The organism is Longibacter sp. (assembly GCF_051155795.1).
GTDB lineage: Bacteria > Bacteroidota > Rhodothermia > Rhodothermales > Salinibacteraceae > Longibacter.
In genome coordinates, this window is sequence record NZ_DAXETW010000010.1 from 65,944 (window position 1) to 77,893 (window position 11,950).

Here is an 11,950-nt window from a genome sequence, read left to right on the forward strand (position 1 = left end):
GGATGCGGCGGCAGAGATCAGGCCTGCTGCAGGGCGATTTCTTTGGCGCGGGAGCGGACGTCGTCCAACGCTTCCCCCGGATCGTCGGCCCGCATGAAATGCTCACCGATGAGAACACCGTTGACACCGTTCTGCCGGAGGCGAACGAGCGTTTCAGGATCGCTCAGCCCGCTTTCCGAGACGCGCCCGACGCTACGCGGAACCTGCTCGAAGATGCGCAATGAGTTCTCGACGTCCACCTCGAAGGTGTTGAGATCGCGGTTGTTGACGCCGAGCATCGAGACCTGATCGAAATCGACTTTGTCAAGGTCATCGAGTGTATAGACTTCGACGAGGCAGCCCAGACCAAGGTCCGTCGCCGCCTGATGCAGATGGCGCAGTTGCTTGGCGTCGAGTACGGTTGCAATCAGCAGCACCGCGTCGGCTCCGACGGCCCGGGCTTCGACAAGCTGGTACGGGTCGATGATGAAGTCCTTCCGCATGATCGGGACATCCTCGACGTGTGCGCGGATCCAGGCGAGGTTCTGGAGCGAGCCCTGGAAGTGGAGCGGTTCGGTCAGGACGCTGATCGCGTTGGCGCCGTGGTTTGCGTACGACTGGGCGATCTGCGCCGGCATGAACGGCTCGCGGATTACACCCTTCGACGGGGACGCCTTTTTCACCTCACAGATGAACGACATCCCGCGCGCCTTGAGCGCCTCGATCATCGAGAGCGGCTCCCGGTCGGTGTAGAACGGCCGCTGCTCCAGCTCGTGGACCGGCGTTTCTGTCTTGCGCCGGTCGACGAGTTCGCGGGTATCGTCGATGATTGTATCGAGAATGCTCATGCTGTGTTGGCTCTGAGGGATGAAGGAAGTAGGGTGGGGGCGTGGGAGGTCGCAGAGCGTGCTGAAAGATCGCGCACCGCTCGACCGACAAACGCAGCCTCGCAGACGGCACGAAAGCAAAACGCACCAAGGCAACGCGTATCCCGCCCGTTCACGTCACCCGGTCGGTGCGTCGTTGGAGGCCTCGATGAGGCGATCAAGCGTTTCCGTCGCGCTACCGCTGTCAATCGACGTTCTGGCGGCCTCGATGCAGGCATCGATGTCGTCGTGGCGACCGCTCGTGTGCAGCGCGTAGGCCGCGTTCAGGACCGCAATGTGGCGCCGGGGGCCGGTTTCCTTACCCGAGAGGACAGCGCGAAGGATGTCTGCGTTCTCCGCGGCCGATCCTCCGGCAAGAGCGGAAACGGGGGCGCGGTCGAGGTCGTGCTGCTCGGGACCAATCTCGCGGCTTCGCGGCACACCGTCGCCGTCGGCTTCGTCGTACTCGAACAGGGTGGTCTCACCCGAGATTGAGACTTCATCCAGTCCGTCCTTTGCATGCAGCGTCACGACATGTTGAGCGTCGAGCCGGGCGAGGATGCGCACCATCATCTGCGCAGTTTTTGTATTGAACGCCCCCACGAGCTGGCGCTTTACCCCGGCTGGATTGCAGAGCGGGCCCAGGATGTTGAAGAAGGTCCGGACGCCGAGGGTTTTTCGCACGGGCATCACGTGTCGCATGGCCGGATGGAAGTAGGGAGCGAACAGGAAGGCAATCCCGACCTCGTTCAGGCAGTATTCCACGCCCTCCTTTTGAAGCTCAATCTGTACCCCGAGGTGCTCCAGCACATCTGCGGACCCGGACTTGGAGGAGACGGAACGGTTGCCGTGTTTGGCAACGGTCGCCCCGGCGCCGGCCGCAATCAGGGCCGCCGTGGTGGAAATGTTGAATGTGGAGGCCCCGTCGCCGCCCGTTCCGCACAGATCGATCGCGTGCGGATCGTCGATGGAGACCGAGACGGCAAACTCGCGCATCACTTTCGTGAAGCCGACGAGTTCGTCCAGCGTCTCGCCTCGGGCGCGGAGTCCCATCAGTAACGCGGAAACGTGCTCGGGCAGGGCTTCGCCCGACATCATCTGGCGCATGGCGGATTCGGCCTGCGGCTGAGTGAGTGGCTGACCATCGGCGATGACGTTCAGGTACTCCTTCATTCGGCGGTGACGTGTCGGATGGGGAAAGGCGAAGCGTTGCGTGGGGTGCATCGCCGCAGCAGGGGTGCTACGACGCCGCTGCGGCGTTCAACTGGATCGTCGGGATAGACCGCAGCCAGTTCTCAATGATGCGGGGTCCGGCTTTCGTGAGAACGCTTTCCGGGTGAAACTGGATGCCTTCAATCGGGAGGTCGCGGTGCCGCAGGCCCATGACCGTTCCATCGTCGGTCTCGGCCGTAATGATGAGCTCGTCCGGCACCGAGTCCCGGTCCACGACCAGCGAGTGGTAGCGGGTGGCGTCAAAGTTCTGCTCGACCTCGTGAAAAACCGATCGTCCGTCGTGGGAGACGGTGCTGGTTTTTCCATGCATGAGCTCCTGCGCGTGGGTGATGCGCCCGCCAAACACCTCGCCGATAGCCTGATGGCCGAGGCACACCCCGAAGATGGGCGTGCCTGCCCCGAGCTCTTCAATGACACCTTCGGTGATGCCCGCCTCCGCCGGTCGACCCGGACCCGGCGAGATGAGGATGCCGTCCGGCTTCATCTCCCGCACCTGCGCGATGGTCAGATCGTCGTTCCGGATCACCTCCAGTTCGTCGGTATGCCGCCCGACGAGATGCACCAGGTTGTACGTGAAGCTGTCGTAGTTATCGATGATGAGGATCATGGACGGCAGGCGTAAAGGTGTGAAAGTGCGAAAGTATTGATGTGTGAAGGTGTGAAAGTTTGAGGGTTTGAACGTCTGAAGGTTTGAACGTTAGATGGTGCACACGGGGGACGTCCTTTAGTGTTATTTGGGCGTCCGGCACCATCGCTCTGCGTTACCCATCATCTTGACGAGGCCGCTGATGATTCGACGATGTCGGGTCTCAAGTTCTTCCGTTTCGGTCGAGAGGTAGCCATGTTCACTTGCGAAGTCGAGCCATACGATGGGTTCCGAGGCTTCGCTCAGAGCATCTGACAGCTTACTCGAAACGTATTTCGGGTAATCTCACTTGACCCTGGCCTACCCAATGTTTGCGAAGACAGACCGGGACGAGCGCCGGATTCGGACGGTTATCGCGTACTGTTCATGCAGCGGCCAACCCATGCTTAACCGAAGGATTTCGTCAGCGCAATCGAACGCACCTCGATCCACCCGTCGATCTTTAACGTCGCAAACCATAACCCACCAGCTTATTAATAGAAATATACGATAAGTTATGTGATCGGTCAAATACGTTATTATATTGGTACTTTCACGCCTACACACTCTCACACCGCCCTACCGGGCGGAAACCAGTCCCGCCAGCTCCCGGGCCTTTGCCATTACCGGTTCGACGGTGGCGCGGGCGCGATCGGCGCCGGCCTTCAGGACGTCATGGACGTAGTCGGGGCGGGCGGCGAGTTCTTTGCGGCGGGCGCGGGCGTCGGCAAAGTTTTCGGTGATGAGTTGCAGAAGCGCCTTTTTCGCGTGGCCGTACCCGTAGCCGCCGGCGCGGTAGTTGTCGGCAATTTCGGCCTGCGTTTCGGCGTCGGCAAAGAGCTTGATGAGCGCGAAGACGTTGCACGCCTCCGGATCCTTCGGCTCGTCGAGCGGCGTGGAGTCGGTCACGATGTTCATCACCTTCTTCTTCAGCGTTTTGCCCTCATCGAAGATACCGATCGTATTGCCATAGCTCTTCGACATCTTCTGCCCGTCGATGCCGGGCACAACGGCTACGTCATCGAGGATGTGAGGCTCGGGGACCGGGAAGAGCGGCTCTTCTGGTGTGTACGTGTGGTTGAACCAACGCGCGCAGTCGCGGGCGATCTCCAGATTTTGCTTCTGATCGGCCCCGACGGGGACGAGCGTGCCCTGATAGGCGAGGATGTCTGCGGCCTGAAGGACGGGGTATGTAAACAGGCCGGCGTTGGGCGTCAGGCCTGCATTCACCTTCTCCTTGTATGCGACGGCCTTCTCCAGCCGGCTGGTTGGAATGAGGTTGAGGAGCATCCACATCAGCTCCGTCACCTCCGGCACGTCGCTCTGGCAGAAGAGGGCCGCCTCCTCGGGGTCGAAGCCGAGAGCGAGGTAGTCCAGCGCGACGTCCAGCGTGTGCTCGCGGAGGGCGTCGGCGTCCTGCACGGTGGTCATCGCGTGATAGTTCACGATGAAGTAATATGCCTCGTGCCGGCTATGCAGGTCGATGTGCTGCCGGATGGCACCGAAATAGTTGCCGAAGTGAAGCCGCCCAGAGGGCTGAATACCGGACACCACGACGGTGTCGAAGTCGGGTTCAACGGGGGCATTGCTGCCGGCAGCGGAGTCGGTGGAGGGAGCGTCGGTAGGCATGCGTGTCGGGAGAGGAAAAACGGGTCGAACGGGTCGGCGCCGGGCGCCGCGTGGGAGGGAAATCAGCCGCGGGCGAGTTCACTTTTCATTTTCTCGAGGCCCTTGAGCCGGTCCTGGCTGTTGGACGTGACGAGTTCAAGGATCGCGCGGGTACGGATCTGATGTTCGATTTCCTCTCTCTCCTCCACGACTCGGTCCTTGAAGCTGCGCTCCATGTCGATGAGCGTGTTCATGATCTCGAAACCGTTGTCGCCGAGGTCGTACGCGTCAGGCTCCAGGTCGGTGCCGTTGTAGGCGCTGCCTCCGGCGCTGAAAATGGTCTCCGACAGCTTGCCGACGTCCATGCGCGCGGTCCGCTGCATGGCTTTGAGGGCGACGATCATATCCTGCCGCTTCATCGACCGGAGGGCGGCCTCGTAGTGGTGGTTCAGTACGATATGCTCCTTGACGATCGGGTTGAGGCGTTCGACCGTTTCGGCCCGCGTGATGGTGCGGCCGGCCCAGCCTCGTCCCAGCAGCAGTTCTTTCAGTTTGTTCGGCATAGGAAGGGGAGTCAGAGAGTGTAGGAGACCGGGATACGCGCTTCGGGTGTGCAGCATGGAACGGGATCCCTGTCGAAAGCGCGTATTCCGGGTCGGATGGAGATTGTGGGTACGGTCGGGCGGGCGCGAGGTTTGGCCTTCAATCCCTCTCCAAGAATGGGCGAGGATGCGCGCGTCTGGGGGACGTGTGGCGGCACGGACCGCCGTTCTTCGGGTTGGGTTCAGAGAAGGCCTTCGGAGGCCACGTGTATCGCCTCGCGCAGGGCGGCGGCCTTGTTGCGCGTTTCCTCGTACTCGGCGGCTGGGTCGCTGTCGGCGACGATGCCGGCACCGGCCTGCACGAAGATCGAGTCGCCCTTCACGACCATGGTCCGGATGGCGATGCAGGTGTCGAGGGTGCCGCTGAAATCGAGGTAGCCAACGGCCCCGGCATAAATTCCCCGGCGGCCCGGTTCCAGTTCGTCGATAATTTCCATGGCGCGGACCTTCGGTGCACCGCTGACGGTCCCGGCCGGAAAGCAGGCCGCGAGCACGTCCATCGGTCCGTGCTGCTCGGCCACGTCGCCCGCAACCGACGACACGATGTGCATGACGTGCGAGTAGCGTTCGATGAAGGCGTAACGTTCGACGTCGACGGAGTCGTAGGCACATACACGCCCGAGGTCGTTTCGCCCGAGATCGACGAGCATCAGGTGTTCAGCGCGCTCTTTGGGGTCGGAAAGTAGCTCGTCGGCCAGGTCGGCGTCTTCCGTTTCGTCTGCGCCGCGCGGGCGCGTGCCGGCGATCGGGAGCACTTCGGCTCGTCCGTCTTCGACCCGAACCAGTACCTCCGGCGACGATCCCACGAGGGCGATATCGTCGAAGTCCAGGTAGAAGAGGTAGGGAGACGGGTTGACCTGGCGCAGGGCCCGGTACAGGTTGAAACGATCCCCGTCGAACGACATCTCGAACCGCTGGGAGAGGACGACCTGAAAAATGTCGCCTTCGTATACGTGTTGCTGGGCGGTTCGGACGGCTTCCTCGAACGATTCCGGTTCGAAGTTCGACGTCATCCCGTCTCCTTTGAGGCCCACCGGTGCGCCGCTGACGGGCGGTTGGACGAGGTCGGATTCGAGCCGCTGGAGGCGTCGCTGGGCTTCCCGATAGGCTGCCGCGGGGTCGGTATCCGGGTCGACGAAGGCATGCGCGATCATAACGACCTGGTGCCGGACGTGGTCGAAGGCGGTGACCGTGTCGTAGAAGGCCCAGACGGCATCCGGTAGTTCGAGGTCGTCCGGCGGGGCGTCCGGCAGATCTTCGATCAGGCGAACCGTGTCGTAGGCCATGTAGCCGACGGCGCCGCCCGTGAGGCGTGGGAGGCCGGGCACATCCACCTCGTCGTAGCGGTCCATCAGGTCGGCCAGGACCTCGAAAATGTTGCCGTCCGGCTCGTGGCGGAGCGCCTCGCCGGGAACGCGGCGGGTATCGGTCGTGACGTCCGCACCGTTGTCCGTTGCGCGCACGATGCGATAGGGGTCGCGCCCGAGAAACGAGTAGCGGGCGAGTTTTTCGCCGCCTTCGACGCTCTCCAGTAGAAAGCTGTAGGGCGCGTCCTGGCGCAGCGAAAGGAAGGCCGACACGGGAGTGAGCAGGTCGGCCGAACGGCGGACTGGCACGGGCACGACGATGTGTGACGAGCCGTCCCGGCGGGCCGTGGCGACGATCGAAATGAACTCCTCTTGCGTCATGAAGATCGGGGGCGGAATCGGACGAGAAGGGGGAAACAACAAAAACCCACTGCCTCGAGGGAAGCAGCGGGTCAGGGGGCACGCGCTATCGGTTCCGAACCTATTCCGACACAACACTCATCCACGTGCGACCCTGGACCCGGGATTCGGGCCACCACCAGTGCCACGTCGTGTTGTTCGTTGCTTCGGTCATAGTATCCGAACGGTACGCAGAATCGTCGGCTTGTGCAAGTCTGTAGCCGTTGAAAATAATGTGATGGGCGAAAGCCAACGGGTTTGTTGCAGGATCGTCCCTGAACGGCCGACCTGGTATCCGTCTCGGTGTGGGCCGACGGGGCCGCGGGGGCTTGAGGCGGAGCGGCTGCCTGCAGACAACAGTTTCTCAGCGCGCCCCGCGGAAGCAGCGGCCCCGGCTGAAGCCGCGCCGTGGCACGTACGTGTCCCCGCTTTACCCAGAAACAAGCCTCAATCGTCCGACCAACGGAGTCAGGCAATCGTTATCCCTCTGCGCTTGGCTGCGGCACAGAGGGCGACGCGACCGGGCCGGCGTCGACGCGGTAGGTCGGGTAGGCGATGGCGATGTTTTCGTGGGCCTGAAACCGGCGGAGGATTTCAGAAATGAGGTCGTGCCGAACCGAGCGTCGCCCTCGTGCCGGGGTCAGGTGGCGCAGCGTGAGCTTGACGCCGGCGTCGGCGAGGGAGACATATACGTACGGTGTGAGGACGTTCATCTGGACAAGGTATTCGCTCGTCATCTCGCGGAGCTGCTGGCGTGCCGGATCCTCGCAGTTCGGGACCGTGTCGTAGGCGATCTCCAGGACGATGTCCCGAGCCGCTTCCCAGTCGGATTCGAACGTGACGATGATCGACTGCTCGAACCAGAGGAATTCGAAGCCTTCCGTATAATTTTTGACGCCGTGGATGTAGATCCAGCCGTTCGGAACGTGAACCAGGCGACCGGTGCTCTGGTGTGCTTCGACCCATTCGCCGACCTCCAGCATGGTGGTTTGCGTGAGCCCAATGTCGACAACGTCGCCGCGGACCCCGTTGATCTCGACCCGGTCGCCGCGCCGGAAGGGAGGATGGAGCTGCAGGTGGAGCCATCCGACGAAGCTGAGGAGGACATCGCGCAACGCCACGGCGAGGCCGGCTCCGATGATGGTGAGGACGGTGATGAACTGGCTGGCGTTTGGCGACCAGAGCGCGACGGCCAACGTGATGGCAACGAGCCAGATGAGGCGTGAGAGCCACTTGGACGCGATGTACTGGCGGGCTTGCTCGTCGAACGTCGCGAGTGCGATCCGACGGCCGATGGCCGTGAGGACGAGGGCGGCGAGGACGATGATCAGCGTGCCAATCAGTCGCTGGACCAGGATCGGATTGAGTGAGATAAACTCGTCCACGGGACCATCTGTATTGAGGGCGATCAACGAAGGGGGCGGGTACGCGAGACGCGGCCGGCTGTTCGCTGTTCGCGGGCGCGTCACGGTCGGCGTGCCGTGATTATTTGACTGGCCAGGCCGGCGTTTCGGCTCCTCTCGGCTGTCTTGATTCGCCAGCCGGTCTCCCGAAGTAGGAGGCGGAGGTCGACGGGGTGGCCGCCGCCGAGAAGCGGGGGCAGCAGCCGTGCGAGGTGCCGCCAGAGATGTTCGTCCGCTTGCGTCGGAAGAGCAGGTGTGACGGTGACGAGGCGTCCGCCCGGTCGGATGATCCGGGCAAGCTCGCGGGACGCGCGGCGCCGTTCCACAGGCGGGAGGAGGTCGAGGACGTAGGCCGAGAGGATGGCGTCGAAGGTGTCGTTTGGATAGGGAAGATCGATGATGTTTTCCAGCCGAACCCCGATTCCGGTTTCCGCCGATCGGTAGGTGTCGGCTCGTCGGCGTGCCTTTCGCAGCATGGCCGGGGCGGTGTCGACCGCTTCGATCCAGCCGTTGTGCATGGCGTCCGCGAGCGGTGGGAGGGACAGGCCGGTGCCGCACCCGGCAACGAGTACCACCGCACCGAGGGGTGGGTCGAGGGCTGACACGGCGCGGCATCGGGCCTCGCGGGACACGAGGTGGGCGAATGGGTCATACGCCGGCTGCAGAAGGCGGTACAGAGACGGCGACCAACGGGTGGGAACGTACACGAATACCGGAAAAGGGAACCGGAAAGGGGAAGGCGAGGGCCAGCGTGCAATTGGTGGAACTTAACGGAACGTGGCGTCTTGAGTGCAACCGCTACCGGCGCCACCCCGATGCAGTGCGTCGCGCGCCGAGAAATCTTCCCGTCGCTCCCGTTTCGGTTGCATGTCATCGCGCGCTCTCCTGCTTTACGTATCCGCGTATCGCCCGGTAATGGAGCGGACCGTCCTCATCGCATCGCTGCTCGGAATCGTCGTCAACATGCACGCGGGGCTGCAGCTCACGGTCGGGTTTCCGAATGGCTGCCTGGGCCTGAACCTCGTACCGGGGGATCTGGCGTCGTGTAGCCGCGCCATCCACGGCGGTATGCCCTTCGTGACCGGCCTTCCCTCCCTGGAGGTCATGACCGGTCTCCTGGCCATCGTAGCACTTGTGAGCATTCTGTTTTTCGTCGTCTCCTATCTGGCCCCCCGGTATAGCCGGTGGGTCGCACTGGCGCGGTTGATCCTTCTGGCTGGAGCGGGCGGACTGACAACGTACTACCTTGTGGCGGCGAGCGACGGACCGGGCGGTTCAGGGGCCATCGCCGTCCTGACGGGTGTTTCGCTGGGCCTCTCGCTCGCCTTCGTCGTGGCATCAACCTTCGTTTCTCCTCGTACCCGATCTGCTCTGATGGCTTCCTCCTCCTTCACCCCGCGGACGTTCCGTCGAGAGGCGGTGCTTGTCCTCTACCTGGTCGCGCTTACGATCGTTCTGGTCGGTGCCGACTACGCCGCGTATGACGCGCTCTCCGCTAACAACGGCGCACCCGGCGTGGACCGCACGGCGTCTGTGACCACGTCAATCGCTGCGCCGGCTGTTCGCGCGTCTGATTCCGGGCCGGCCGTCTGCGGGTATGACGAGTCGCGGAGCACGGTCCAGCAATACAAGACGCTGGTTGGCATGGACGACCCGACCGTGGGTGCCGAAAATGCCGACGCCGTTACCGTCGTCGAGTTCTTCGATCCGAATTGCCCGCACTGCGCAACGTTTCACACCGTCATGAAACGCCTCATTGACGAGTACGGGGACCGGGTCCGATTTGTGTTCAAGCCGATCCCCCTGGGACAGAAATCGGTTAACCAGATCGAAGCGCTGTACGCCGCACACCGTGCTGGATCCTTTTTGAAGATGCTCAACGCTCAGTACGAGCGGCAGTCGCCCGCGGGGCTCTCCACCGATCAACTGGTGGACATCGCGGAGTCGATCGGGATGGACGAACAGACCCTGCAATCGGCGATCGAGGAAGACCGGCACATGGGCGCGATCCGGCTCGTATACCAGCAGGCGCAGCGCGTCGGGGTTGACAGCACGCCGACCGTCATGATCAACGGCCGCTTCGTGAGGGCCGACAGCCGGACCGTTGAGTGCATGGGATCGCTCATTGAGTCGGCGGCCGGTTGAGGCGCGAGTCTCCTTTAGCGATGCAACCCTTTCACGTCCATTTGACTGTATCTTTCAGAAAGGCGCTGCATCTCTGCCCGGCGATTGCCTTTATTAGGTACGTGCCAACAGGCCAACCGCCGTGCCCAAGGGCTACCGCCTACCCTGCTCTGTACCGGCCTGGCGGTGACCGCGCCGCGACCCACCCGATTCCCCGCCATCGTTCCCGCCTCATGCCCGACGCATCTATTCTCGACCTGATTCAGCCGACCGAGCTCGACGAGCGCACCATTAACACCATTCGCTTTCTGGCCGTGGACGCGGTCGAGAGAGCCGGCAGCGGTCATCCCGGCATGCCGATGGGTGCCGCGCCGATGGCGTACGTCCTCTGGACGCGTCATCTCCGCCACAACCCGTCGGATCCGCAGTGGGTCGACCGTGACCGCTTCGTCCTGAGCGCGGGTCATGGCTCCATGCTGCTGTATTCGTTGCTTCACCTCACCGGCTACGACCTCCCCCTCGACGAGATCAAGAACTTCCGACAGTGGGGAAGCATCACGCCCGGCCACCCGGAGGTACATGAAACGCCGGGGGTTGAAACGACCACGGGCCCTCTTGGGCAGGGCTTCGGCAACGGCGTCGGTATGGCGATTGCCGAGCGCTATCTGGCCGCGAACTTCAACGACAAACCCGGAGCGAACGGCGAGCTGGTGGACCACTACACGTACGGCATCGTCAGCGACGGTGATCTGATGGAAGGGGTGGCCTCGGAAGCGGCGTCGCTTGCCGGCCACCTCGGCCTCGGCAAGCTGATCTACCTGTATGATGACAACGAGATCTCCATCGACGGGTCCACGGACATCGCCTTTACCGAGGACGTCGAGAAGCGATTCGACGCCTACGGCTGGCACGTCGTTACGGTAGAAGACGGCAACGATCTGGAAGCTATCGATCGCGCCATCCTGGAGGCGAAAACGGAGACGGACCGACCGTCGCTCATCGTCGTGAAGACCAGCATCGGCTACGGCAGTCCGAACCAGCAGGACACGGCGGCCGCGCACGGCTCGCCGCTCGGCGCCGATGAGGTCAATCTTACGAAGGAGAATCTCGGGTGGCCGACAGACAAAACGTTCCACGTGCCGGACGATGTCCGCGAGCACATGCGCGCCTCCGTCGACCAGGGCGCTGCGCTTCAGGCCGAGTGGAACGGGCGCTATCAGCAGTTCCGCGTCGAAAGCCCGGATGCAGCAGACCGGTTCGACGCCTGGATGGCAGGAGAACTTCCGGACGACCTCGAGAGCGTGGTGCCGTCGTTCGATGCCGGTGCGGAGCTCGCCACGAGAAAAGCGAGCGGCAAGACGCTGTCTGCACTCGCTCCCGTGATCGGCGACATGCTCGTGGGCGGTTCCGCCGATCTGAGCGGCTCCAACAAGACCGAGGTGGACGGTCGCACCGACTTTCAGAAGGACAATCCGGCGGGTCAGTACTTTCGCTTCGGCGTTCGCGAGCACGCCATGGCGGCTGCGGCCAATGGTATGACGCTGCACGGCGGGGTGCGCCCATACGTCGGGACGTTTTTGATCTTCAGCGATTACCTTCGTCCGTCGCTCCGGCTCAGCGCGCTGATGGGGCAGCCCGTCATTTACGTGCTCACGCATGACAGCATTGGCCTGGGCGAGGACGGACCGACCCACCAGCCGATCGAGCACCTGTCGGCGCTGCGGGCCATCCCGAACGTGACCGTTCTCCGGCCTGCCGACGCCACCGAGGCTGCGCAGGCATGGGTCGCCGCGCTTCGCAACAC

General features: G+C 63.1%; 11 protein-coding genes. 2 read left to right on the forward strand and 9 right to left on the reverse strand.

What is annotated here, in order from left to right; all coding sequences use genetic code 11:
• Positions 1 to 17: 17 nt before the first annotated feature.
• From trpC to ACFCU0_RS02100, 9 genes are all read right to left on the reverse strand, one after another.
• Complete coding sequence (gene trpC / locus ACFCU0_RS02060; RefSeq protein ID WP_434971997.1) at positions 18 to 827, reverse strand: indole-3-glycerol phosphate synthase TrpC; 810 nt, start codon at positions 825 to 827, stop codon at positions 18 to 20.
• Positions 828 to 983: 156 nt separating this feature from the next.
• Positions 984 to 2,018 (reverse strand): anthranilate phosphoribosyltransferase, encoded by a 1,035-nt coding sequence (gene trpD, locus ACFCU0_RS02065; protein WP_434972007.1) that lies wholly within the window; start codon positions 2,016 to 2,018, stop codon positions 984 to 986.
• Between the two features lie 67 nt (positions 2,019 to 2,085).
• Positions 2,086 to 2,685, reverse strand: coding sequence for an anthranilate synthase component II (locus ACFCU0_RS02070; protein ID WP_434971998.1), 600 nt, complete (start codon positions 2,683 to 2,685; stop codon positions 2,086 to 2,088).
• Positions 2,686 to 3,024: 339 nt separating this feature from the next.
• Positions 3,025 to 3,183: a four helix bundle protein gene (locus ACFCU0_RS02075; RefSeq protein ID WP_434971999.1), complete on the reverse strand. Its 159-nt coding sequence runs from the start codon at positions 3,181 to 3,183 to the stop codon at positions 3,025 to 3,027.
• Between the two features lie 99 nt (positions 3,184 to 3,282).
• Positions 3,283 to 4,332, reverse strand: a complete 1,050-nt coding sequence (gene trpS, locus ACFCU0_RS02080; protein WP_434972000.1) for a tryptophan--tRNA ligase — start codon at positions 4,330 to 4,332, stop codon at positions 3,283 to 3,285.
• Between the two features lie 62 nt (positions 4,333 to 4,394).
• The gene (locus tag ACFCU0_RS02085) at positions 4,395 to 4,874 is read right to left on the reverse strand and encodes a hypothetical protein (protein ID WP_434972001.1); all 480 of its coding nucleotides are present in this window, start codon (positions 4,872 to 4,874) and stop codon (positions 4,395 to 4,397) included.
• Positions 4,875 to 5,095: 221 nt separating this feature from the next.
• On the reverse strand, positions 5,096 to 6,601 hold the full coding sequence (gene trpE / locus ACFCU0_RS02090; protein ID WP_434972002.1) for an anthranilate synthase component I: 1,506 nt from the start codon (positions 6,599 to 6,601) through the stop codon (positions 5,096 to 5,098).
• A 497-nt stretch (positions 6,602 to 7,098) separates the two neighbouring features.
• Positions 7,099 to 8,004, reverse strand: a complete 906-nt coding sequence (locus ACFCU0_RS02095) for a mechanosensitive ion channel family protein (RefSeq protein WP_434972003.1) — start codon at positions 8,002 to 8,004, stop codon at positions 7,099 to 7,101.
• A gap of 80 nt (positions 8,005 to 8,084) precedes the next feature.
• The gene (locus ACFCU0_RS02100) at positions 8,085 to 8,627 is read right to left on the reverse strand and encodes a class I SAM-dependent methyltransferase (RefSeq protein ID WP_434972004.1); all 543 of its coding nucleotides are present in this window, start codon (positions 8,625 to 8,627) and stop codon (positions 8,085 to 8,087) included.
• A gap of 262 nt (positions 8,628 to 8,889) precedes the next feature.
• On the opposite strand from ACFCU0_RS02100, the gene ACFCU0_RS02105 reads away from it, so the two are divergent.
• Together ACFCU0_RS02105 and tkt are read left to right on the forward strand one after the other, a co-directional pair.
• Positions 8,890 to 10,167, forward strand: a complete 1,278-nt coding sequence (locus ACFCU0_RS02105) for a thioredoxin domain-containing protein (RefSeq protein ID WP_434972005.1) — start codon at positions 8,890 to 8,892, stop codon at positions 10,165 to 10,167.
• A gap of 212 nt (positions 10,168 to 10,379) precedes the next feature.
• The coding region (gene tkt, locus ACFCU0_RS02110; RefSeq protein ID WP_434972006.1) for a transketolase at positions 10,380 to 11,950 on the forward strand (1,571 nt) is incomplete at its 3' end.

What these genes read in the sequence shown, in the direction of transcription:
- trpC (WP_434971997.1), bottom strand. Translation starts at nt 827, where the DNA reads ATGAGCATTCTCGATACAATCATCGACGATACCCGCGAACTCGTCGAC.
- trpD (WP_434972007.1), bottom strand. Translation starts at nt 2,018, where the DNA reads ATGAAGGAGTACCTGAACGTCATCGCCGATGGTCAGCCACTCACTCAG.
- ACFCU0_RS02070 (WP_434971998.1), bottom strand. Translation starts at nt 2,685, where the DNA reads ATGATCCTCATCATCGATAACTACGACAGCTTCACGTACAACCTGGTG.
- ACFCU0_RS02075 (WP_434971999.1), bottom strand. Translation starts at nt 3,183, where the DNA reads ATGGTTTGCGACGTTAAAGATCGACGGGTGGATCGAGGTGCGTTCGAT.
- trpS (WP_434972000.1), bottom strand. Translation starts at nt 4,332, where the DNA reads ATGCCTACCGACGCTCCCTCCACCGACTCCGCTGCCGGCAGCAATGCC.
- ACFCU0_RS02085 (WP_434972001.1), bottom strand. Translation starts at nt 4,874, where the DNA reads ATGCCGAACAAACTGAAAGAACTGCTGCTGGGACGAGGCTGGGCCGGC.
- trpE (WP_434972002.1), bottom strand. Translation starts at nt 6,601, where the DNA reads ATGACGCAAGAGGAGTTCATTTCGATCGTCGCCACGGCCCGCCGGGAC.
- ACFCU0_RS02105 (WP_434972005.1), top strand. Translation starts at nt 8,890, where the DNA reads ATGTCATCGCGCGCTCTCCTGCTTTACGTATCCGCGTATCGCCCGGTA.